The 22,378-nt window shown below is 67.4% G+C and carries 20 protein-coding genes; 12 read left to right on the top strand and 8 right to left on the bottom strand.

What is annotated here, in order from left to right:
* Positions 1–2: 2 nt before the first annotated feature.
* Together BN2156_RS06945 and BN2156_RS06940 are read left to right on the top strand one after the other, a co-directional pair.
* A complete protein-coding gene (locus BN2156_RS06945; protein WP_090511729.1) occupies positions 3–1,754 on the top strand; it encodes an AMP-binding protein in 1,752 nt (583 codons plus the stop codon).
* 91 nt (positions 1,755–1,845) lie between these two features.
* The gene (locus BN2156_RS06940) at positions 1,846–3,102 is read left to right on the top strand and encodes a hypothetical protein (protein WP_235625234.1); all 1,257 of its coding nucleotides are present in this window, start codon (positions 1,846–1,848) and stop codon (positions 3,100–3,102) included.
* 3 nt (positions 3,103–3,105) lie between these two features.
* Here BN2156_RS06940 and BN2156_RS06935 read toward each other — a convergent pair whose 3' ends face one another.
* Positions 3,106–3,813 (bottom strand): GAP family protein, encoded by a 708-nt coding sequence (locus BN2156_RS06935; protein ID WP_090511724.1) that lies wholly within the window; start codon positions 3,811–3,813, stop codon positions 3,106–3,108.
* An 11-nt stretch (positions 3,814–3,824) separates the two neighbouring features.
* Positions 3,825–5,069: a glycosyltransferase gene (locus BN2156_RS06930; RefSeq protein WP_090511722.1), complete on the bottom strand. Its 1,245-nt coding sequence runs from the start codon at positions 5,067–5,069 to the stop codon at positions 3,825–3,827.
* Between the two features lie 296 nt (positions 5,070–5,365).
* Between BN2156_RS06930 and BN2156_RS06925 the strand changes: the two genes are divergently transcribed.
* The gene (locus BN2156_RS06925; protein ID WP_090511720.1) at positions 5,366–8,485 is read left to right on the top strand and encodes an MMPL/RND family transporter; all 3,120 of its coding nucleotides are present in this window, start codon (positions 5,366–5,368) and stop codon (positions 8,483–8,485) included.
* 28 nt (positions 8,486–8,513) lie between these two features.
* Here BN2156_RS06925 and BN2156_RS06920 read toward each other — a convergent pair whose 3' ends face one another.
* Positions 8,514–9,248 (bottom strand): hypothetical protein, encoded by a 735-nt coding sequence (locus tag BN2156_RS06920; RefSeq protein WP_090511718.1) that lies wholly within the window; start codon positions 9,246–9,248, stop codon positions 8,514–8,516.
* Positions 9,249–9,294: 46 nt separating this feature from the next.
* The gene (locus BN2156_RS06915) at positions 9,295–9,663 is read right to left on the bottom strand and encodes a transcriptional regulator (RefSeq protein ID WP_090515599.1); all 369 of its coding nucleotides are present in this window, start codon (positions 9,661–9,663) and stop codon (positions 9,295–9,297) included.
* 136 nt (positions 9,664–9,799) lie between these two features.
* On the opposite strand from BN2156_RS06915, the gene BN2156_RS06910 reads away from it, so the two are divergent.
* Positions 9,800–10,366, top strand: coding sequence for a hypothetical protein (locus BN2156_RS06910; RefSeq protein ID WP_090511715.1), 567 nt, complete (start codon positions 9,800–9,802; stop codon positions 10,364–10,366).
* A 313-nt stretch (positions 10,367–10,679) separates the two neighbouring features.
* Positions 10,680–13,829: an isoleucine--tRNA ligase gene (gene ileS / locus BN2156_RS06905; protein WP_090511711.1), complete on the top strand. Its 3,150-nt coding sequence runs from the start codon at positions 10,680–10,682 to the stop codon at positions 13,827–13,829.
* A 10-nt stretch (positions 13,830–13,839) separates the two neighbouring features.
* Here ileS and BN2156_RS06900 read toward each other — a convergent pair whose 3' ends face one another.
* Complete coding sequence (locus BN2156_RS06900) at positions 13,840–14,058, bottom strand: RNA-binding S4 domain-containing protein (RefSeq protein ID WP_090511709.1); 219 nt, start codon at positions 14,056–14,058, stop codon at positions 13,840–13,842.
* A gap of 33 nt (positions 14,059–14,091) precedes the next feature.
* On the opposite strand from BN2156_RS06900, the gene BN2156_RS06895 reads away from it, so the two are divergent.
* The gene (locus BN2156_RS06895; RefSeq protein WP_090511706.1) at positions 14,092–15,474 is read left to right on the top strand and encodes a DNA polymerase IV; all 1,383 of its coding nucleotides are present in this window, start codon (positions 14,092–14,094) and stop codon (positions 15,472–15,474) included.
* Here the strand turns inward: BN2156_RS06895 and BN2156_RS06890 are convergent.
* The 3 genes from BN2156_RS06890 to BN2156_RS06880 are packed head-to-tail and all read right to left on the bottom strand — an operon-like array spanning position 15,456 to position 17,403.
* Positions 15,456–15,914 carry a hypothetical protein gene (locus BN2156_RS06890; RefSeq protein ID WP_090515597.1) on the bottom strand — a complete coding sequence of 153 codons (459 nt, stop codon included), beginning with the start codon at positions 15,912–15,914 and terminating at the stop codon, positions 15,456–15,458. The genes BN2156_RS06895 and BN2156_RS06890 overlap by 19 nt on opposite strands.
* Before the next feature lie 38 nt (positions 15,915–15,952).
* On the bottom strand, positions 15,953–16,420 hold the full coding sequence (locus tag BN2156_RS06885; RefSeq protein WP_235625233.1) for a hypothetical protein: 468 nt from the start codon (positions 16,418–16,420) through the stop codon (positions 15,953–15,955).
* A gap of 23 nt (positions 16,421–16,443) precedes the next feature.
* Positions 16,444–17,403, bottom strand: a complete 960-nt coding sequence (locus BN2156_RS06880; protein WP_235625232.1) for an asparaginase — start codon at positions 17,401–17,403, stop codon at positions 16,444–16,446.
* Between the two features lie 42 nt (positions 17,404–17,445).
* Between BN2156_RS06880 and lspA the strand changes: the two genes are divergently transcribed.
* From lspA to BN2156_RS06850, 6 genes are all read left to right on the top strand, one after another.
* A complete protein-coding gene (lspA, locus tag BN2156_RS06875; RefSeq protein ID WP_090511704.1) occupies positions 17,446–18,159 on the top strand; it encodes a signal peptidase II in 714 nt (237 codons plus the stop codon).
* Positions 18,159–19,082 (top strand): RluA family pseudouridine synthase, encoded by a 924-nt coding sequence (locus BN2156_RS06870; RefSeq protein ID WP_090511701.1) that lies wholly within the window; start codon positions 18,159–18,161, stop codon positions 19,080–19,082. The genes lspA and BN2156_RS06870 overlap by 1 nt, the downstream gene beginning before the upstream one ends.
* 50 nt (positions 19,083–19,132) lie before the next feature.
* The gene (gene rarD / locus BN2156_RS06865; RefSeq protein ID WP_162490829.1) at positions 19,133–20,032 is read left to right on the top strand and encodes an EamA family transporter RarD; all 900 of its coding nucleotides are present in this window, start codon (positions 19,133–19,135) and stop codon (positions 20,030–20,032) included.
* 30 nt (positions 20,033–20,062) lie between these two features.
* Positions 20,063–20,440 carry a YciI family protein gene (locus tag BN2156_RS06860; RefSeq protein WP_090511699.1) on the top strand — a complete coding sequence of 126 codons (378 nt, stop codon included), beginning with the start codon at positions 20,063–20,065 and terminating at the stop codon, positions 20,438–20,440.
* A 53-nt stretch (positions 20,441–20,493) separates the two neighbouring features.
* Positions 20,494–21,645: an RNA polymerase sigma factor gene (locus tag BN2156_RS06855; protein WP_090515590.1), complete on the top strand. Its 1,152-nt coding sequence runs from the start codon at positions 20,494–20,496 to the stop codon at positions 21,643–21,645.
* A gap of 157 nt (positions 21,646–21,802) precedes the next feature.
* Positions 21,803–22,363 carry a TetR/AcrR family transcriptional regulator gene (locus tag BN2156_RS06850; protein ID WP_159402820.1) on the top strand — a complete coding sequence of 187 codons (561 nt, stop codon included), beginning with the start codon at positions 21,803–21,805 and terminating at the stop codon, positions 22,361–22,363.
* The last annotated feature ends 15 nt before the right edge of the window (positions 22,364–22,378 follow it).

The following is a 22,378-nucleotide window of genomic DNA, read 5'->3' as shown; positions in this document are numbered from 1 at the left end:
CGATGACCGACACGACGCTGATCGGGGTGCTGCAGGAGCGTGCCAGCCTGCAACCCGACGACAACGCCTACACGTACGTGGATTACGACCACGATCCCGAGGGCGTGCCCGTCACCCTGACCTGGTCGCAGCTGTACCGCAAGGTGCGGGGGCTGGCACATGTGCTTCGGCAGAACGGCTCGGTCGGCGACCGCGCGGTGATCCTCGCCCCGCAGGGGCTGGAGTACGTCATCTCCTTCCTGGCGTCGTTGCAGGCCGGGTTCATCGCGGTGCCGCTCTCGGTGCCGATGGGCGGAGTGCACGACGAGCGGGTGTCCGCGGTGCTCAGCGATTGCCGGCCGTCGGTCGTGCTGACCACCTCGCCGTCCACCGCGGCGGTCACTGAATACGCTGTCGCGCAGGGTGATTCGGCGGCGCCCGCGGTGATCTCGGTCGACACGCTCGATCTCGACGCGCGGGTGAAGGCGATCAGCAGTCGCGAGGCCCGGCCGGCGACCGCCCACCTGCAGTACACATCGGGATCCACCCGCACCCCGGCCGGTGTGATGGTGACCAACCGCAACCTCACCGCCAACTTCGAACAGATGATGTGCGATTTCTTCCCGCACTTCGGCAAGGTCCCGCCGCCGGGCACCAATGTGGTGTCGTGGCTGCCCTTCTATCACGACATGGGCCTCATGCTCGGGGTGGTGGCACCGATCCTGGGCGGCTGGCACACGGTGTTCACCACGCCGTTCGCCTTCCTGGCGCGCCCGGCCCGCTGGATCCAGCTGATGGGTAGCTACCCGCGGGTGGTCACCGCCGGACCCAACTTCGCCTTTGAGCTGGCTGTCGGACGGACCTCGGACGAGGACCTCGCCGGGATCGACCTCGGTGGTGTGATCGCCGTGTGGAGTGGCGCCGAGCGGGTGCACGAGGCGACCCTGAAGCGGTTCGCGCAGCGGTTCGGCAAGTTCAACTTCTCCGAGGATGTGCTGCGCCCGTCCTACGGCCTGGCCGAGGCGACGCTGTACGTCGCCACCGGCGAGCCCGGTCCGCCCAGCGTGGTGGCCTTCGAGACGGAGAAACTGTCGGCTGGGCACGCCGAGCGGTGCGAGACCGGGGCGGGCACTCAGCTCGTCGGGTACGGCACTCCGGAATCTCCGGTGGTGCGCATCGTGGATCCCGAAACGCGCCTGGAGGTTCAGGCCGGGGCAATCGGCGAGATCTGGTCGCATGGCGAGAACAACTGCCTCGGCTACTGGGAGAAGCCCGAGCAGACGGAGTACACCTTTGGCGCCACCCTGGCCGGTCCGTCGGCGGGTACACCGGAAGGGCCGTGGCTGCGCACCGGCGACCTCGGCTTCATCTCCGACGGCGAGCTGTTCATCATCGGGCGCATCAAGGATCTGCTGATCGTCCGGGGGCGCAACCACTACCCCGACGACATCGAAGCCACGATCCAGGAGATCACCGGCGGCCGTGTCGCGGCGATCGGGGTGGAGGAGGACCGCACCGAGCAGCTGGTCGCGATCATCGAGGTCAAGAAGCGCGGGGACACCGAAGAAGCGGTCGCGGAGAATCTGTTGTCCATCAAACGTGATGTGGCATCTGCGATTTCGCAGGCCTACGGGCTGAGCGCCGCCGACCTCGTGCTGGTGCCCCGGGGTGCCATTCCGATCACCACCAGCGGCAAGATCCGGCGCGCTTCGTGTGTGGAGCAGTACCGAAACGGCGAGTTCAACCGGCTTGACGAAGCCCTGCAGCCGGCGTAACGCGGGGTAAGCGACGCACGTGGATTGTCGACTCGCCTATATCGATCAGGCCTCGTTTCTGAGCCTGCGGGCACTGGATCGTGGACCCCTCATGCAATACACGTGGATCTACGACCGCCCGGTCGATCTGGATGGAATCCGCCGGTTCCAGCGCAACTTGGCCGACGGCCTGCTCGGTCGGCGCATCGAGCGGTCTCCATTGCCGTTCGGGCGACACCGGTGGGTCGCATCGGCAGGGCCGGCCGACGTCGAAGTCTCGGCGCGCCCATGCCAACGTTCCGACGTATGGGCGTGGGCCGACGACAGGATCCGGCGCCCGATCGATCCCGAGCTCGGGCCGGCGTGGCACCTCGGTGTACAGCCGTTCAGCGACGGTGGCGCGGCGGTGTCCCTGGTGGCGTCGCATTCGGTGGTCGACGGTCAGGCCATGACGATGTCGGTCGCCGAGGCGGTCACCGGCGTCAACCGCGAATTGGGTTATCCCGCGCCGGGATCGCGGTCGCGCAGGCAGTTGCTGGCCGACGATGCCCGAGCCGCGTTCCGGTCGGTGCCCGAGATCGGCAGGGCCGCGGTTGCGGCCGTGCGGGTGGCCCGCGCCGAGCGCGCGGACCTGGCATCCTCGTTCAAGACCGCCGCCGACGACCCGCCGGCGGGAGATGACATCCCGGTGGTGGCCCCGACTGTCGCCGTGTTCATCGATCTGGAGCAGTGGGACGACCGCGCGAGACGGCTTGGCGGCACGAGCAATTCGTTGTTCGCCGGTTTGGCCGCGCGGCTGGGGGAGAAGTTGGGGCGTGGCGGCGCCGACGGAACGGTCGCGCTGTCGTGGCCGGTCAGCGAGCGCACTCCCGGTGACACGCGTGCCAACGCGTTGATCGCGGCGAAGATGCGGGCCGATCCGGGCACGGTCACCACCGATCTCGGCGCGGTCCGTAGCGCGATGAAGTCGGCCCTCGCCGAGTCGGCGGAACTGTCGGCCCGGCTGCTCGCGCCGTTGCCGCTGACGCCGCTCACGCCGAGGGCTCTGGTCCGCAGGCTCGAGGCGATGGTGGTGTCCGTCGACAATCCGATCGGCTGTTCCAACATCGGGGAGCTGGATCCGGCGATGAACCGTCCCGACGGGACCGACGCGGATCTCGTCTCGCTGCGTCTCCTCGAGCCGCAGATCACCACTCGCGTGCTCAACCGGATCGGCGGATATCTCTCGCTGGTGTCGGGACGGGTGAACGGACGGATCTTCATCAGCGTCGGCGCGTGGACGGTCGGTGGCGTCAACAGCAAAGATGCCCTGCGCGCGACCGTGCGGTCGGGTCTGGACGATTTCGGCCTGGCCGGAGTAGTCGAATAGCGGTCAGCGCCCGGCAAATCCGATGGCGATCAGCACGCACCCCGCGATGGCGAGCACGAGGGCGAAATCCCGGCGACGGCGGGCGCGGATCCAGCGCTGGAACGATGCGAGCGTGGATTGGGTCTGCTGCGGTGCAACGGCGTAACTGACCAGCGGCACTGCCGACACCACATTGGCGACCAGCAGATAGCCCCCGATGGTCAGTGCTTTCGCCCAGGTGGACACGCTCGACGCCGCGATGACCACGAGCAATGCCATGTACTCCACCGACGGCAGTGCGGTGCTGACCCCCATCACCCCCGACACCCAGGGGGAGGTGCCCAGCGATCTGCGCTTGAGCCAGCCGGGGGTACCGGCCGCGCTGCCCGGGCCGTCGTCGGTGGGCTCCGGGTCCGCGGCGCCGACCGGCACTGCCTTGCGTGACAGGCTGCCGACCGAGAGGTTGGTGGCCAAGAATGCCGCGAGCAGCAGTGCCAATACGCCCACCACGAGTTGTACTGTGGCGCCGTCGATCTCGGGAATGCTGAACAATCCGTGGTGGACCACGAACACCACGAGGATCGCGACTGCGGCGCTCATCAGTATGCCACCGCTGAGGTAGGCCGCGAGTTGGAGGATCGGCCGCGGACGGCTCAGTACGACGAGGATGAAACCGATTCGGGTCGGGTCGAAGTTCACCGCGATGGCAAGTGCCAGAACGGTGGTCCACATGCCAGACGACCTTACCGGTGGCCCGCGGCGGCGGACTCTTCGAGCAGGCGTGCCGCCGTCGCGACGCTGACGTCCGGGGTTGTCATGCCTGCGCCCAGGGTACGCGCGCGGGCAGCGAATTCCGGTCGCAGGATCGTCTGCAGCCCCGTTCGCAGCGACTTGGCGTTGACACTGGAGAAGCGCTGCGCAGACCCGACTTTGAGCCGCTTGATCTGGCGGGCGAAGATCGGTTGATCGGCCGCGACCCACAGGATCAGGGCCGGCACACCCGCACGAAGACCTGCCGCGGTGGTGCCCGAGCCGCCGTGGTGCACGACGGCCCGGCAGAGCGGGAAGACCGCGGCGTGGTTGACCGCGCCCACCACCTTGACGTGATCGGGTTGGCAGATGTCGGGGAGGTCCCACACGCCCGAGCTGATCAGCGCGCGCTGCCCCAGTTCGGCGCACACACCGGAGATCATCTCGACCGCCGCGGCCGGATTCTCGACAGGCATGCTGCCGAATCCGAAGTAGATGGGCGGCTTCCCGCGGCCGATCCACGACGCCACCTCGTCGTCGTTGTCGGTGCCCAGGCCCATGGTGATCGTGCCGACCAGCGGACGGGTGTCACCCCATTCGGCTGACAGACCCGGGAACACCAGCCCGTCGTACGCCTGGATCTCAAGGGCGCCGCTCTCGACAACGCGCCGGGCCGAACGGACTCGCGCCGGCGGCAGGCCCAGCTCTCGTCGTTGCGTGTCCTCGGCTTTCTTGGACAGGCGCCACAGGGCCCATTCGAGGCCGGCGAACCCCGATTTGATCAACCATTTCGGTGCCGGCACCGGGACGATCTGACTGTTGGGGCGGGCCGGGAAATAGTGCAGGGCGGCCAACGGAATGCCATGGTGTTCGGCGACATTGGCGGCGACTTCCTGGTACGTGGTCCCGGTCAGGATCAGGTCCGCACCGTGCGCCAGCGGGGTCAGTGCCGCGTTCATGTCCGCCCAGCCTTCGGCGATGTAGGCAATGCCTTCGCGCAGGGCGGTGACGGGGTTCTGCGGCTTCCAGAAGTTGCGGAACACGTCGTTGTCGAGCTGCTTCTGGGAATCGACCCCATAGGCCGCTGCCGGCGCCAGGCCAACCTTCTCGACGAATTCGATGAGATTGGGCGGCACGGCCATCCGCACCTCGTGGCCGCGATCGCGCAGGGCCAGACCGACGGCGGCGCACGGCTCGATGTCGCCTCGAGTCCCGTGGACTGCCACGACAAACTTCACTGGCCACCCCGCTGTCGGTTTCAGGCGCCGGACGCCTCGATTCCGCTACACGCTAACGGTTGCGCGGTGGTCATGGCCTGCCAGGTTCAGATCACTTGCTGCTGTGCTCCGTACGGTCCGGCCGGGCACGAAGGGGAGCGGCCCTTGGCCCTCTGCGGGCGAATGCTGTTCGGCGATTTTGCCATCGCCGCGGGGATTTCCAGCTCTACATGGCATCGCTGCAGCCTTCAGCGGTTGCTATACCAGCTACCATTTGTAGCCGTTGTTTGCCTGTTTCAGCCGTGTAGCCTGTTGGGATGTTCAGCCGCGCCAAGGTCAGCGGCGCGTTCGCTCGCGTGAGTTTCCCGGGCATTGGTCGGCTGGTTGTTCGGCACCCCGTGGCAGTCATCCTCGGATGGTTGCTGCTCGCCGTGTCGCTGTTTTTGGGTATCGCGCCCCTGACCGAGGTGGCGCAGCGAAACCCGCCGGATTTCCTGCCGGCGGATGCCCCGGTGCTGGTCGCCGGACAGAAGATGAAGGACGCGTTCCACGAGGCGGACGCGGGCAATTTCGCGGTTGTCGTACTGAGCAACGAGAACGGTTTGTCCGCGGCCGACGAAGAAACATACCGGCATCTCGTGGAACAACTGAAGGCCAACAGCGCCAGCGTGATGTCCACGCAGAACTTCGTGGACATTCCCGAGTTGCGCCAAGCCATGACCAGCAAGGATCAGAAGGCCTGGACGTTGCCGCTGAGCCTGGCCGGAACGATGGGGACCGGACCCGGGCAGGAGGCCTATCGGAGCGCGATCAAGACGGTCAACGAGGCCACGCAGAATTCCACGCTGCAGGTGAACGTCGTCGGCGCGGCAGCCACGTTCGACGACATCGACAAGATCGGTGCGCGAGATCAGCACGTCATCGAGATCGCCACCGTGCTGATGGTGCTGACGATCTTGATCATCGTCTACCGGAATCTCGTCGCGATGCTCATCCCGCTGATCACCATCGGAGTGTCGATGGTCGTCGCGCAACAGGTGGTCGCCGGCCTCGGCGAACTGGGACTCGGACTCGGGCCCCAGACGATCGTGCTGATGACCGGCATGCTGATGGGCGCCGGGACGGACTACGCGGTGTTCCTGTTCAGCCGGTACCAGGAACTGCTGCGCGGCGGAATGAGTTCCGACGTGGCCATCGCCAGTGCGCTGACCTCGATCGGTGAGGTGATAGCCGGATCGGCGGCGACTGTCGCGATCACGTTCCTTGGCCTGATGTTCACCACACTGGGTGCCTTTTCGACTGTCGGTCCGGCGCTGGCGGTGACGGTCTTCATCGGCTTCCTGGCATCGGTGACCCTGCTTCCCTCCTTGATCACGCTGGCCGGGCGCCGTGGCTGGATCAATCCCCGTCGGGATGTGACCGGCCGGTTCTGGCGCAGGTCGGGCATCCACGTCGTACGCCGGCCGTTCGCGCACCTCGCCGGCAGCCTGGTCATTCTGGTTGCGCTGGCCGCGTGTGCGGCGATGGTCAAGTTCAACTACGACGACCGAAAAGCGCTGCCGGCCGACTCGGCGAGCAACCGCGGCTACGAGGCGATGGACAAGCATTTCCCCATCAGCCAGACCTTGCAGCAGTTCATCCTGATCCAATCTCCCCAGGATCTGCGCACCCCCAAGGCGCTCGCCGACATGGAGCAGATGGCCCAGCGGGTCAGCCAGCTGCCCGACATCGACGTGGTGCGCGGCATCACCAGGCCGACCGGTGAGGTGCTCGAACAGGCGAAGGCCACCTACCAGGCCGGCGAGGTCGGCGGCAAGCTGCGCGACGCGTCCAACCTCATCGAGAACAACAACGAGAACCTCGACAAGCTGAGCGGGGGCGCACATCAACTCGCCGACGTCTTGGGCCAGGTGCGGACCCAGGTGGTCGGTGCGATCGGCTCGGTTCGCGGTCTCGTGGGCGCGCTGACGGAGATGCAGAAGCGCTTCGGCGGCTCCAAAACCCTCACCGATGTCGACTCCACGTCGACTCTCGTCGGCAACATGCGGTCGCTCGGGGACGCGCTGCGGAAGAACGTGAGCCAGGCCAAGGCCATCCGCGACTGGGCGAAGCCGGCCGTCGATGCCCTCAACGTCAGTCCGGCCTGCAATATCGACCCGTCCTGTGTTTCCTCGCGCGCGGATCTGCAGCGCGTGGTTGCTGCCTATGACGACGGCACCGCCAACACGATCACCGACCTCAGCCGACAGCTCGAGTCCACGGAAGGCAGCAGCACCCTCGACGACACGATCCGCCAGCTCGAGTCGACGATGAGCACGGCGACCACCGCACTCCAGCAGCTGGGGATGAACGATCCGCAAGGGCTGCAGCAGCAGATCAACACCGCGGTCGAGGGAGCCAATCTCCTGGCGGACTCGAGCCGTCAGCTCGCAGACGGCGTGCAGCTGCTCGTCGACCAGACCCGCACGATGGGCGGCGGCCTGGACCAGGCATCGGGCTTCCTGCTCGGGATGAAGCGGGACGCGGCGAATCCGCCGATGTCGGGCTTTTACATCCCGCCCGAGATACTCACCCAGGCTGAGTTCGAGAAGGCGGCGAAGCTGTTCGTGTCGGATGACGGCCACACGGTGCGCTACCTCGTGCAGACGGCACTGAACCCCTTCGGCAGCGGGGCGATGGATCAGATCGATCAGATCATCGCGACCGCCAACAGTGCGAAGCCGAACACGACCTTGTCCGACGCCGAGATCTCGATGGTCGGTTTCTCGGCGGTCAACCGTGACATCCGCGGTTTCTACAACGCCGACATCCGCTACATCGTGTGCATCACCTTGATCGTGGTGTTCCTGATCCTGGTGGCGCTGCTGCGGGCCGTGGTGGCACCGCTGTATCTGGTGCTCTCGGTGGTGCTGTCGTACCTTTCGGCGCTGGGAATCGGCGTCGTGTTGTTCCAGTTCATTCTGGGGCGCGAACTGTCGTGGAGTGTTCCGGGAATGGCGTTCCTGGTTCTGGTCGCCGTGGGCGCCGACTACAACCTGCTGCTCATCTCGCGGATCCGCGAAGAATCCCGGTTGGGTATCAGGTCGGGGGTGATCCGGACGGTGGGGGCGACCGGCGGGGTGATCACCTCGGCCGGTCTGATCTTCGCCGCCTCGATGCTGGCATTGACGGTCAGCAGCATCGCCAGCATCGTCGAGATCGGCTTCATCATCGGTGTCGGGCTCCTGCTCGACACGTTCCTGGTGCGCACGATCACCGTGCCCGCAGCGGCCGTGCTGATCGGGAAGCTCAACTGGTGGCCGTCCAAACCCCGATACCACAGCCGGGCCGAGGCCGACGCGGGGGAGCGGGAAGCCGACGGCGACAAGCAGACCGGTGACACCCGCGCCGATGATGCCGAATCGTCCGACACGCGAGATGCCGGCGTAACGGTCTAGTCGTCCGGCCGGACCGGCGACGGACGGGTCAGTGCCGGCTGGGGACCAGCCAGCGGGTCTTGATCCGCCACGAATGCGCCGATGCGAGCGCGAATATCGCGCCGCAGGCGCAGGCGAAAACCCATACCAGGCGGCCGTTTTCGATCGGTTGCAGGGCCGGCACCAGCGAGGTGACGATCCGGGTGGTGCAGGCGAGCATCCCGCTCACCGAGGCGAACAGGTAGATGTTGGCGATCCGGCGGGACTTGGGATCCCGCCGCAGCACGAGCATGGCGCGGGCCCCGTAGCCCAACAGGTAGATCAAGGTGCCGCACAGCAGGATCCAGTACGCGCTCAGCCAGAAGTCCGTGGGTACCTGGAAGAAGTCGGCCCGGTACACCGCGGCACCGTTGCCCATCGAGAACGTGGCCAGCAGGACCGGGATGCAGATGGTGGCCGGGCGCTCGACGTACTGCTTGAACGAGCGCTGCATGGCGTTGTCGTCCTGCAGGCGGCCCAGGGAGTTGTAGACGATGGCCGACGCCGCCACGATGTAGCAGTCGTGCCCGATGTAGTCCTCGACGTTCCACTTGCCGGTCAGCTCGTACAGAACCTGGCCGATGGTTTCCGAGGCCCACGGTGACATCAGCAGCACTGCCATGCCCTGCAGTGCGATGTTCAGGGTGGCGGCCACTTCCCACCGGCAGGACCAGGTGACTCTCCGGATCCACAGGCTCCACGCGATGCAGGCCAATGTGATTGCGATGAGTGTGGCGACGGACATGAGATTTTGCCTCGAACGGTGTAGCGGATAGCAGGCGCGCCGGCTCTTAGAGCGGGGGCGCGTCGGGTCGTGGGGTCAGTTCGGACAGCCGCTTCGGCCGGTGCACGGCGGGCCGGACCCGGGTGGCGGTGTCCACCGGAGCCACCGTCACCGGCGAAGACTCCATGTAGTGCCAGACTTCCTGGCGACTCATCAGCCCGAACCGGATCTGCAGGTCGGGATAGCTGAGATGGAAGCGGTCAGCTACCTGCCGCAGCTCCTCAGCGTTGGGATAGTCGGCTTCTTTGACCCGCCGGTAGTACGTGCTGCTGGAGACCCCCAGAGCGCTGTACACAGCCTTGGCGTCGACCTCGCCGTCCAGCAGATAGTCGAGCAGGGCCTTGAGTTGCCTGCCGTTCTCGTCGGTTCGCGGCATTTCAACACCATAGACCGTGAACCCACGATTGGTCACAGCGAACCGCAGCGCAGCCAGCAATCGCGTTATTGACAGGGATGTCAGACTTTTGGCACAGCTCTCCCATTTTTGGGACTCTCTGGCTAACGTTACAGATATGTCTGTTTCCGTTCTGCACGACGCATATGGCACCGGTTCGTGGATCGCCGACTATGCCACGGTCGGTCCACCCGTCGCCTCGGACATGGCAACCGTGTCCAGTTCGTTGGACGACGTGCTGTCCGCGGAACTGCACGGAGCCCAGGCCGCGATGGGCTGCGGCGCCGAACAGTTGCTGCTGGCCGCCCTCGGCCGCACGGTCGCCCGCACGATCGGAGAGGGCCTGCTGGTCGTCGACATCGTGAGCGGTCCCGAGCGGGCCGGGTTCCGCCGGGTCGGCGTGCCCTGCATGGCTGACCGTGGCCTGTCGGGGGCCGAACTGCTCGTTGCGGCGCGGCCGGGCGCCGACATCGGCGACCACCCATCGGCCGACGTGAGCTTCGCCTACGGCGCCGGCCCGAGGGCCGGACAGTCCGAGCATCCGTTGGCGCTGCAGGTCCGGTGCGACACCGCGACCACCATGCGCCTGGATTGGCGGTTCGACAGCCGCAGGTTCGACCGGTGCACGGTCGACGAGTTGGCCGAGCAGTTTCCGCTGGCCCTGATCGAGGTCACTTCCGGTTAGGTCTGATTTCGGCCGATTTGCGGCGCTCATTAGACTGGGTCAATCGGCGTTGATCCGGCCATCACCGGGGAGTCTTCGGAAGAACAGTTGCGCTATTCGAATGTTCGGATTCGGCGTAGCCCAGTAGAACCGAACGGATGGGCCCGTGATCGCCCGAAAGTTGAGCGGCGCGCTGCGTGCAGCGCGCAAGCGGGGTGGTACCGCGGCGCTTGCGCACCCGTGCGACGTCGTCCCCGTGCCTGGACACACCGGCTCCCCGAAGGGAGCCCCGATGTGGCCCGACGGCCACGTCATAGGCACAGGAGACGCGTCAGTGACTGCCCAATCGGAGTCTTCAACGTCGGCCGGGTACCCCAAGCCGGCGGCACCCAACTTCCCGGAGCGGGAACTCGAGGTGCTCGACTACTGGGCAGCCGACGGCACCTTCCGGGCCAGCGTCGCCCGTCGTGAAGGCGCCGAGGAATACGTGTTCTACGACGGGCCGCCGTTCGCCAACGGTCTGCCGCACTACGGTCACCTGCTGACCGGCTACGTCAAGGACATCGTGCCGCGCTACCGGACGATGCGCGGTTACAAGGTGGAGCGCAGGTTCGGCTGGGACACCCACGGCCTGCCCGCCGAGCTCGAGGTGCAGCGCCAGCTCGGTATCGCCGACAAGGCGCAGATCGAAGAGATGGGCATCGAGAAGTTCAACGCGGCCTGCCGCGCCTCGGTGCTGAAATACACCGACGAGTGGCAGGCCTACGTCACCCGTCAGGCCCGGTGGGTGGACTTCGACAACGACTACAAGACCCTGGACCCGACCTTCATGGAGTCGGTGATCTGGGCCTTCAAGCAGCTGTGGGACAAGGGCCTGGCCTACGAGGGCAACCGCGTGCTGCCGTACTGCTGGAACGACGAGACCCCGCTGTCCAACCACGAGCTGCGGATGGACGACGACGTCTACCAGAGTCGCCAGGATCCGGCGCTGACCGTGGGCTTCACGGTGACCGACGGCCCCCTCAAGGGTGCGCACCTGTTGATCTGGACCACGACGCCGTGGACGTTGCCGTCCAACCAGGCCGTCGCCGTCAACCCCGACATCGACTACGTCCTGGTGCAGGGCTCCGACGGGCGGCGCTACGTCCTGGCCCAGGCCCGGCTCGCGGCCTACGCACGCGAACTGGGGGAGGAACCCGAGGTTCTCGGCGGCTACACCGGGCGCGATCTGCTCGGGACGCACTACCTGCCGCCCTTCACCTACTTCATGGACGCGCCCAACTCGTTCCAGGTGCTGGCCGCCGATTTCGTCAGCACCGAAGACGGCACCGGCATCGTGCACATGGCGCCCGCCTACGGTGAGGACGACAAGGCCACTGCCGACACCGCGGACATCGTCGCGGTCACCCCGGTGGATTCGAAGGGCCGCTTCGACGCGACCGTGCCCGATTACGCCGGCCAGCATGTCTTCGAGGCCAACTCCCAAATCATTCGTGACCTCAAGAATGGTGACGGACCGGCGGCGGCCAACGGTGCGGTGCTGCTGCGCCATGAAACCTACGAGCACTCCTACCCGCACTGCTGGCGGTGCCGGAACCCGCTGATCTACCGCGCGGTGTCGTCGTGGTTCATCAAGGTCACCGAGTTCCGGGACCGGATGGTCGAGCTCAACCAGCAGATCACCTGGTATCCCGAGCACGTCAAGGACGGGCAGTTCGGCAAATGGCTGTCGAATGCGCGCGACTGGTCGGTGTCGCGAAACCGATACTGGGGCAGCCCGATTCCGGTGTGGAAGTCTGATGATCCGGCCTATCCGCGGATCGACGTGTACGGCAGCCTCGACGAGCTCGAGCGCGATTTCGGGGTGCGGCCGACCGATCTGCACCGGCCGTTCATCGACGAATTGACGCGGCCGAACCCCGACGACCCGACCGGCAAGTCCACCATGCGACGGATCGAGGACGTGTTCGACGTGTGGTTCGACTCCGGGTCGATGCCGTACGCGCAGGTGCACTACCCGTTCGACAACCGAGAGTGGTTCGACGGCCACGATGGTGTCGACGCCCACTTTCCGGGTGATTTCATCGTCGAGTACATCGGCCAGACCCGCGGCTGGTTCTACACCATGCACGTGCTGGCCACCGCGCTGTTCGACAAGCCGGCCTTCAAAACCTGTGTGGCGCACGGGATCGTGCTCGGCAACGACGGTGCGAAGATGAGCAAGTCGTTGCGCAACTATCCCGACGTCAGCGAGGTGTTCGACCGCGACGGATCCGACGCCATGCGCTGGTTCCTGATGGCCTCGCCGATCCTGCGCGGCGGCAACCTGATCGTCACCGAACAGGGCATCCGCGAAGGTGTGCGGCAGGTGCTGCTGCCGTTGTGGAACGCCTACAGCTTCCTGGCGCTGTACGCGCCGAAGAAGGGCACGTGGCGCACCGATTCCGACAACGTGCTGGACCGCTACATCCTGGCCAAGCTGGCCCAGTTGCGTGACGATCTCACCGTCGCGCTGGATACCTGCGACATCTCCGGCGCGTGCGACGAGTTGCGGCAGTTCACCGAGGCGTTGACGAACTGGTATGTGCGCCGGTCACGTTCGCGTTTCTGGGAAGAGGACGCCGATGCGATCGACACGCTGCACACCGTCCTTGAGGTCACCTGCAGACTGGCCGCACCGCTGCTGCCGTTGGCCACCGAGGTCATCTGGCGGGGCCTGACGGGCGAGCGCTCGGTGCATCTGACCGACTGGCCGGATGCCGACGTGGTGCCCAAGGACGCCGATCTGGTGGCCGCCATGGACCAGGTGCGCGAGGTGTGCTCGGTCGGGTCTTCGTTGCGTAAGGCCAAGAAGCTGCGGGTGCGCCTGCCACTGCCGAAACTGACTGTGGCGGTGGAAGGTCCGGACAGTCTGGCGCCCTTCGCAGATCTGATCGCCGACGAGCTCAACGTCAAGGCCGTCGAGCTGACCGACGATATCGACACCTACGGCAAGTTCGACCTCGCGGTCAATGCCCGCGTCGCCGGCCCCCGGATCGGCAAGGACGTGCAGGCGGCGATCAAGGCCGTCAAGGCAGGGGAGGGCGTCGTCAACCCCGACGGGACCCTGACCGCCGGCCCGGTGGTGCTGCAGCCGGAGGAATACACTGCCAAACTTGTTGCGGCGGATCCGGAATGGACCGCGGCGCTGCCCGACGGTGCGGGCCTGGTGGTACTGGACGGTACGGTCACCGAGGAGCTGGAGGCCGAGGGCTGGGCCAAGGACCGGATCCGCGAACTGCAGGAACTGCGTAAGTCGAGTGGCCTGGAGGTGTCCGACCGCATTGTCGTGCAGATGTCGGTGCCGGCGCAGTATGAGCCGTGGGCACGCACCCACCGGGATCTCATCGCCGGTGAAATCCTGGCCACCAGTTTCGACTTCGGTGACGTCGCCGATGGTGCCGAGATCGGGGACGGAGTCCGGGTCACCATCGTGAAAGCGTGACCCGGCAGGTTCAGCCTTGGGTGACCCGCGCGGACCCGTCGCCGAGCGAGACGGTGTCTCCCGGGCGCAGTTGGCGGCCGCGTCGCAGCTCGACCTCGCCGTTGACGCTGACCAGCCCGTCGGCGATGACGGCCTTGGCGTCGGCGCCGCTGTCGATGAGCGATGCCAGCTTGAGGAACTGCCCCAGGCGGATCGAGTCGTCCCTGATCGGTACGTCAACCGGCTCCATGCACGTCAGGCTAGCGCCATAGCATCTGCAGGTATGAACGCCGCCGAGGTTATGGGCGCGGGCGGACGCTGGGTTCTGCACCTCGACATGGATGCGTTCTTCGCATCCGTCGAACAGCTGACCCGCCCCACGCTGCGCGGCAGGCCTGTGCTGGTCGGCGGCCTGGGCGGGCGCGGCGTGGTGGCCGGGGCCAGCTATGAGGCCCGCCGCTACGGCGCGCGTTCGGCGATGCCGATGCATCAGGCCCGCCGGCTCGTCGGCGCACCTGCGGTGGTGCTGCCGCCCCGCGGTGCGGTCTACGGCGTAGCCAGCCGCCGCGCCCTGGACACCGTGCGCAGCGTCGTTCCGGTGCTCGAGCAGCTGTCTTTCGACGAGGCATTCGGTGAACCGGCCGAGCTGGTCGGCGCCACCGCGGCCGAAGTCGGAGAGTTCTGCCAGCAGCTACGGGCCAAGGTGCGCGAGCAGACCGGGCTGGTGGCCTCCGTCGGGGCCGGCTCGGGTAAGCAGATCGCCAAGATCGCCTCCGGACTGGCCAAGCCAGACGGGATCCGGGTCGTCCGCCGCGACGAGGAGGAGTCGTTGCTCAACGGACTGCCGGTGCGCAAGTTGTGGGGGATCGGACCGGTGGCCGAGGAGAAGCTGCACCGGTTGGGCATCGAGACGGTGGGCGCGCTGGCCGCGTTGTCGGATGCCGAAGCCGCCAGCGTGCTCGGCTCCGCGGTGGGCACCGCGTTGCATCGGCTGGCCCGCGGAATCGACGACCGCCCGGTGGCCGAGCGCGCCGAGGCCAAGCAGATCAGCGCCGAGTCGACCTTTCCCGAGGACCTCACCACCCTGCGTCAGCTGCAGGATGCGATCGGTCCCATCGGCGAACACGCGCACCGGCGTCTGGAGAAGGACGGCCGCGGCGCCCGGACCGTCACCGTCAAGCTGAAGAAGTCCGACATGAGCACCCTGACCCGCTCGGCCACCCTGGCCTACGCCACCACCGAGGCGGCCACGCTGATCGGCACCGCCCGCCGGCTCCTGCTCGATCCTGTTGAGATCGGACCCATTCGCCTTGTCGGTGTGGGCTTTTCGGGGCTTTCCGACAGCAGGCAGGAATCCTTGTTCCCGGATCTGGAGCAGCTCGACGACATCGCCGACTCGCACCACCAGACCACCGAGGCGGCGCAGGCCACCCAAACCGGCTGGCGCGTCGGCGACGATGTGACGCATCCCGAGCACGGCCACGGCTGGATCCAGGGCGCCGGGCACGGGGTGATGACCGTGCGTTTCGAGACCCGGGCCAGCGGACCGGGCCCGGCGCGCACCTTTCCCGACGACACACCGGGTTTTCGCCGGGCCGATCCGGTCGACAGCCTGGACTGGGGCGACTACCTGAGCGGACTGCCCGACTACCAGAGCACGCCGTAGGTGGCGTTGAGGACGAAGCCGTGCTCGCCGTAGGTCTTGCACGTCACCGTGCCCTGATAGCCGACTCCGCAACTGGCGCCCCAGTTTTCGAGGCGATGGCCTTCGGGTAGGACGTCGACCTCGCGGGTGAACGAGGCGGTGTCGGAGTGCCGGTAGGAGGCGGGTGCGCCGCTGTTGACCAGGATCTGGTTGGTGCCCGCCGGTGCGTCGATCGGCACGGCGTCGCAGCCCACCGGTCCGCCGTTGGGTCCGATTCCGCAATGGCGACCGTCCGGGGTCCGGAAGAACACGCCGTAGAAGTCGGTGGGCGAGCTGTAGTGACCTTGCGCGAGGGGATAGCTGTCGATGTCGTCGGCACCCGGCGGCGGCGCGGCCGCAGCCCTCGGTCCCGGGCCGACCAGCAGCAGGCCGGCCGCGGCGACTGCCCAGACGTGGCGCATGGGTTCCATTCAACCGAGGCCGTCAACCCCGCGGGCGCCTACCAGAGCACTCCGGAAGCGGCGTCCAGCGAAAAGCCATGCCGGCCCGAGGTTTTGCAAATCACCGTGCCCTGTTGCCCGATACCGCAACTGGCGCCCCAGTTCTCGAGCCGGTGCCCAACGGGTAGGACATCGACGGCATCTCGGGTGAAGGACGCGGTTCCCGAGTAGCGGTACGCGGCGGGTGCGCCGCTTTCGGCGAAGGTCTGGTTCGTTCCTGCCGGAGCGTCCCCGGGTACCGCGTCGCAGCCGACCGGACCCCGGTTGGGACGGATCCCGCAGTACCGACCGTCGGGAGTTCGGAAGAACAGCCCGTAGTAGTCGGTGGGCGAGGTGTAGTTGCCCTCAGCGATCGGATAACCGTCGATCTCCTCGACGCCGGGTGGCGATGGCAGAGCCTGTGCCGTCGGCAACGGGCCGAGTGCCAATAGGCCGGCGGCAGCTGCCGCCGCAATGTGGAAACGCACGTTCTCTATTTGACCATGGGCCGTCAACCCCAGGCGTCGACGACCTCGACAACCGGTCGGGCCGCGGCCAAAGCCGCCATCAGCAAGACCCGGGCCTGGGGCGGCCGCAGCCGGGGCAACACCACGGCGCCGGCGTCCACGAGCCGCCGGCCCGGTCCGTACTGTGCGGCGACGGGGCCTTCGGGAACCCGGGTCGAGACGCCGATGACCACACCGTCGCGGCTGTGCCTGCGTATCCCGTCGATCAGCGCGGCCCCGGCGTTGCCCGATCCCACCCCCGCGAGCACGATGCCGCGGGCACCGGCGGCGACGCAGGCGTCCAGCGTCGTCGTATCGGCTCCCGGATAGGCGGTGACGATGTCGACCCGCGGCGCCGACACCGCGGACAATTCACCGAGGAAGGCACGTCCTCCGGATGCGGTGATCGCACACCCCCTGTCGGAAACCGTCCCGAGCGCGGTGCCGGTGAAGGCGTTCAACTCCTGGGTGTGACGCTTGCGCAGGCCCAGCGGTCGCCACACCGTGCCGGCGAAGGTCACCGCCACCCCGAGGTCGCGGGCCTGCGGGTCGGCCGCGACCGTGATGGCATCGCGCAGGTTGGCAGGCCCGTCACTGTCTGGCGCATCAGCGCTGCGTTGCGACCCGGTCAGCACCACGGGCACAGCCCCGCCGTAGGTGAGTCCCAGCCACAGCGCGGTTTCCTCCATGGTGTCAGTTCCGTGGGTGATGACCACGCCGTCGGCAGACACTGCCGCGGTGCGGGCCGCGCCCGCGATCGTGTCCCAGTCGGCGGGCGTGAACAGCGCGCTGTCAGTGGCCATCGCGTCGACGATGTCGACCTGCGCCTCAACGGCCAGCCCGGCCGTCAGCTCTGCTCCTGTGCGCGTCGGTCGTCTGATTCCGGCTTCGTCGGTACTGGTCGAGATGGTGCCGCCGGTGGTGATGACGACGATGCGCGCGGGCGGCTTCTGGGTCTGGATCACGGTCCGGATTGTCCCGCATCGACTGTTTGGGATGATGGGTAAGTGACTGATGAAACGTCAGGCCCGGCAGAGCCGGTAACCGACGCGACCGAGGATGCGAAGCCGTCCTCTGTAACCGCTGCTCCGCCTCGGCGGCGGCTGCGTCTGCTGCTCGCCGTCGCTGCTGTGGTGCTGCTCGTCGACGTGGTGACCAAGGTGCTCGCGGTGCGCCTGCTCACGCCCGGCCAGCCCGTCTCGATCATCGGTGACACCGTTACCTGGACGCTGGTGCGCAACTCCGGAGCGGCGTTCTCGATGGCAACCGGATACACCTGGGTGTTGACCCTCATCGCGACCGGCGTGGTGATCGGCATCGTATGGATGGGTCGCCGGCTGGTCTCCCCGTGGTGGGCGATCGGCCTGGGCATGATTTTGGGCGGTGCGACCGGAAACCTGATCGACCGGTTCTTCCGTGCGCCCGGACCGCTGCGCGGTCACGTGGTCGACTTCTTCTCGGTCGGATGGTGGCCGGTGTTCAACGTGGCCGATCCGGCGGTGGTCGGTGGCGCGATCCTGTTGGTGGCGTTGTCGTTGTTCGGCTTTGACTTCGATACCGTCGGGCGCCGGCGTCTCGACGATTCCGAACCGGAGAACGTGAAATCCGACGCTGCCGACACCCCGGCGCAGGACACCAAGGCCGAAGAGGCCGGTGACGCCGAGCCGGAGACCGCATCCGGCGAGTCGAGCACGGTCGGTCCCCAGGCCGAGACGTCATAGTGACCACTCGGTCGATGCCGGTGCCCGAGGGCCTGGCTGGAATGCGAGTCGACGCCGGCCTGGCCCGGCTGCTCGGGCTGTCGCGGACGGCCGTGGCCGCCATGGCCGAGGACGGCGGTGTCGACATCGACGGCGCGCCCGCGGCGAAGTCCGACAAGCTGGTCGCCGGGGCGTGGCTGGAGGTTCGCCTGCCCGAGGCGCCGGCACCGGTCGAGAACACCCCGGTCGACATCGAGGGCATGGACATCCTCTACGCCGACGACGACATCGTGGCGGTGGACAAGCCGCCGGGGGTCGCCGCGCACGCCACGGTCGGCTGGCACGGTCCGACCGTGCTGGGCGGCCTGGCCGCCGCGGGGTTCCGGATCAGCACATCGGGCATCCACGAACGCCAGGGCATCGTGCACCGACTCGATGTCGGCACCTCCGGCGTCATGGTGGTGGCGCTTTCCGAGCGGGCGTACACGGTGCTCAAGCGGGCGTTCAAGCAGCGCACCGTGGAAAAGCGCTACCACGCGCTGGTGCAGGGCCACCCGGATCCGTCCAGCGGCACCATCGACGCCCCGATCGGGCGGCACCGCGGCCACGACTGGAAGTTCGCCGTCGTCGAGGGCGGTCGGCACAGCATCACCCATTACGACACGCTTGAGGCGTTCCAGGCCGCCAGCCTGCTCGACATCGAGCTGGAGACCGGCCGGACCCACCAGATCCGTGTGCACTTCGCCGCGCTGCACCACCCGTGTTGCGGCGACATGACCTACGGTGCCGATCCCACACTGGCGAAAAAGCTTGGGCTGGAACGTCAGTGGTTGCATGCCCGGTCCCTGGCCTTCGCCCATCCGGCTGACGGGCGGCGGGTCGAGATCACCAGCCCGTACCCGGCCGACCTGCAGTCCGCCCTCGACGTCCTGCGCCGCCACTAGCCGTGGGTGTGCAGGCACCTCCGCAGCCGGTGAGTGGAGCCAGCTCGGGGGTGCTCTACGGTGCGGGTGCCTACATCTGGTGGGGCTTGTGCCCCGGGTTCTTCCTGCTGTTGCTGCCGGCCGGGGCGCCGGAGGTGCTGGCCCACCGCATCGTGTGGAGCGCGCTGTTCCTGCTGCTGGTGCTGGCGGTGGCCCGTCGGCTGGGCGATCTACGCCGGTTGACGCTTCGGACGTGGCTGCAATTGATTGCGGCGGCGGCCCTGATCTCGATCAACTGGGGCACCTACATCTACGCCGTCACCACCGGCCACGTGGTGGATGCCGCGCTCGGCTACTTCATCAACCCGTTGGTCAGCGTGCTGCTGGGCGTGCTGGTGTTCCGTGAGCGGATCAATCGATGGCAGGCGGTCGCCCTGGCGCTCGCCCTCGTCGCGGTGGTCATCCTGACGGTCGAGTTGGGGGCACCGCCGTACATCGCGGTCATCCTGGCGCTGTCATTCGGGGTATACGGGCTGGTGAAGAAGGTGGTTCAGGCCGATCCGCGGGTGAGCGTGGCCGTGGAAACGTTGGTGGCGCTTCCTCTGGCCGCCGGCTACGTGATCACGCTGGAGGTGCTGGGCCGCGGCAACTTCCTCAGCCACGGCCCCTGGCACGCGGTGCTGTTGCTGCTGGCCGGACCGGTGACCGCCGTGCCGTTGCTGCTGTTCGCCGCGGCCGCGCAGCGGCTCCCGATGGTGACGTTGGGCTTGTTGTTCTATCTGAATCCGGGGCTGCAGATGGCCTGGGGTGTGTTCATCGGCCATGAGCCGATGCCTCCGGGCCGGTGGGTCGGTTTCGCCCTGATCTGGGCGGCGCTGGTGATCATGACGTTCAGCGCGCTGCGCAGAAAACCCTCTGATGCGGTGGCCGACATTGTCGATCGGGTGGAACCGGAATCGTCATCACGGTGACAGGCTGGAAATGACAACCAGGAGGACACCGTGCAGTACTGCCTACTCATGCATTACCAGGAGGGGCCGGAGGCGGGCCTGAGCGAGGAGGACATGAAGCCGGCCCAGGCCGCGTTCGCCCGATATGCCGATGATCTGGATGCGGCCGGTGTGCTCATCGGTACGCAGGTGCTCCAGTCGGCGTCGGCGACAACGACCTACACCGCTCGCGGCGGCACGCCGGAGATCCAGGACGGCCCGTTCGCCGACACCAGGGAACGGCTGGGTGGGGTGTTCGTGATCGAGGTGCCCGACCTCGACGCGGCACTGGCCTGGGCGGCGAAATGTCCGGCCGCGGCGTGGGGCTCGATCGAGGTCAGACCTGTCGCGGTGACCTACGGCCGGGGCCAGGGCTGGTACACGCCCTGAACACGCCGGCCGGGGAGCGGCTCACGCACGTGGCCGGCCGGTCGTACGGCCGGCTGCTCGCGCTGCTGGCCGCACAGTGTCGCGACATCGCCGCGGCCGAGGACGCGCTGGCCGACGCGATGGAGCGCGCGCTGCAGCGCTGGCCGCAAGACGGCATCCCGGGCAATCCAGAGGCGTGGTTGCTCACTGTGGCGCGTAATCGACTGCGGGACATGTGGAAATCACCGGCTCATCGGCTGACTGGGCCGTTGACCGATGATTACGACGTCGTCGAAGGGGGAGCTGAAGCGGCGGAGATTCCCGATCGTCGGCTCGAGCTCATGCTGGTGTGCGCGCACCCGGCCATCGCCGTCGACATCCGTACCCCGTTGATGTTGCAGACGGTACTGGGCGTGGACGCGGCCGCCATCGCCGCCGCATTCGCCGTCGCCCCGGCGACGATGGCGCAGCGGCTGGTGCGGGCCAAGAAACGCATCCGCGACACGGGTATCCCGTTCACCCTGCCCGAGCGCGCCGACCTCGCCACGCGACTGCCTGAGGTACTCGAGGCGGTCTACGGCGCGTATTCGATCGACTGGCTGTCGGTGCCGCAGCGGCCGGTCATCGATTCGCTGGCATCGGAGGCCCTGCATCTGGCCCTGGTACTCGTCGAGTTGCTGCCCGAGGAGCCGGAAGCGCTCGGCCTGGCCGCCTTGATCTGCCTGTGCGAGGCGCGGCGTCCGGCACGCTTCGACCGTAGCGGCAATTTCGTTGCTCTCGACGATCAGGACCGCGGCCGGTGGGACACCGGGTTGCTGGCGCGGGGCGAGCGCCTGCTCGCCCAGGCCCACCGCTCGAGACGGCCGGGCCGGTTCCAGTACGAGGCGGCGATTCAGTCGGCGCACTGCGCCGCCGGCGTCGACCGTCAGGCAGTGCGCAAGTTGTACCGGGCGCTGATGCGGGTGGGGCCATCACTGGGCGCCGCCGTCGCCCTGGCGGCTCTCGACGGCGAAATCGATGGCGCCGACGCTGGATTGCGCGCCCTGAACGCGATCACGGACCGGTCCGCCGACGTGTTCCAGCCGGCGTGGGTCACCCGCGGCCATCTGCTCGCCGAGGCGGGACGGGCCGAGGAGGCAGCGGCGGCGTATCGGCGCGCAATCGAGTTGACCTCCGATGAGGCGGTGCGCAGCCACCTGACCGGCCGCATCCGCCGGCTGTCCTGACCGGCGCTGTCAGCGCGATTTGCGGTAGGGGCTTTTGACGCCCTTATGGCAATGCAATAGTGTTTGCTAGATGACTCCGCGTGGGAGAACTCGGGGCGGCCGTCGGGGGCCGGGTCGACCGGTTGGTGCCGACGCTGCGCAAACCCGGGAACGCATCGTGCAAGCGGCCTATGAAGTCATCAACGAGCGTGGTTACGCCGCGGCCACATTCCAGGAGATCGCCAATCGGAGCGGGCTGAGCCGTCCGACGCTGAACTATTATTTCGCCAGTCGCGAGGAGCTGTACGGGGCACTGCTCAACCAGGCGCACGACGCTGTCATCTCGTGCATTCACGTCGCGAAACAGCATGACGGAACACTGGATCGGCTGCGTGCGTACATCGATGCCGTGGTGGCGGTGTGGCAACGGGACTGTGCAGTGGTGGGGTTCCTGGTCAACGCGCGGCTGGAGGCGTACCGCCACCCGGATCTGCCCGCCGCCACCGTCGCGGCCACCCGCGGTTTCCTCGGTGAACTGATCGACGATGCGGTTGCGCGACGCGAGCTGCCGCCGCACACCGAGCGGGCCACACTGGTCGAACTGCTGTACTCGATGCTGTGGGGGGTGGGCGCCTACAGCGGTTGGCAGCGTCGGCCCGTCGATGTCCCGGCGATAGCTAAGCAACTGCATGTGCTGATTGGTGACGGCTTGCTGTCTGTCTCCGACCGTGATCTCTGACTCGCCGGCAGAGAC

Source organism: Mycolicibacterium neworleansense (genome assembly GCF_001245615.1).
GTDB lineage: Bacteria > Actinomycetota > Actinomycetes > Mycobacteriales > Mycobacteriaceae > Mycobacterium > Mycobacterium neworleansense.
Note: the sequence above shows the minus strand (reverse complement) of the source record. Positions and strands in the feature narration are given on the sequence as shown.

Coding starts and splice junctions, on each gene's coding strand:
- BN2156_RS06890 (WP_090515597.1), bottom strand. CDS start 15,914: ATGCGCCACGTCTGGGCAGTCGCCGCGGCCGGCCTGCTGCTGGTCGGC.
- BN2156_RS06900 (WP_090511709.1), bottom strand. CDS start 14,058: ATGGAGCCGGTTGACGTACCGATCAGGGACGACTCGATCCGCCTGGGG.
- BN2156_RS06940 (WP_235625234.1), top strand. CDS start 1,846: ATGCAATACACGTGGATCTACGACCGCCCGGTCGATCTGGATGGAATC.
- BN2156_RS06925 (WP_090511720.1), top strand. CDS start 5,366: ATGTTCAGCCGCGCCAAGGTCAGCGGCGCGTTCGCTCGCGTGAGTTTC.
- BN2156_RS06945 (WP_090511729.1), top strand. CDS start 3: ATGACCGACACGACGCTGATCGGGGTGCTGCAGGAGCGTGCCAGCCTG.
- BN2156_RS06935 (WP_090511724.1), bottom strand. CDS start 3,813: ATGTGGACCACCGTTCTGGCACTTGCCATCGCGGTGAACTTCGACCCG.
- BN2156_RS06895 (WP_090511706.1), top strand. CDS start 14,092: ATGAACGCCGCCGAGGTTATGGGCGCGGGCGGACGCTGGGTTCTGCAC.
- BN2156_RS06920 (WP_090511718.1), bottom strand. CDS start 9,248: ATGTCCGTCGCCACACTCATCGCAATCACATTGGCCTGCATCGCGTGG.
- BN2156_RS06915 (WP_090515599.1), bottom strand. CDS start 9,663: ATGCCGCGAACCGACGAGAACGGCAGGCAACTCAAGGCCCTGCTCGAC.
- BN2156_RS06910 (WP_090511715.1), top strand. CDS start 9,800: ATGTCTGTTTCCGTTCTGCACGACGCATATGGCACCGGTTCGTGGATC.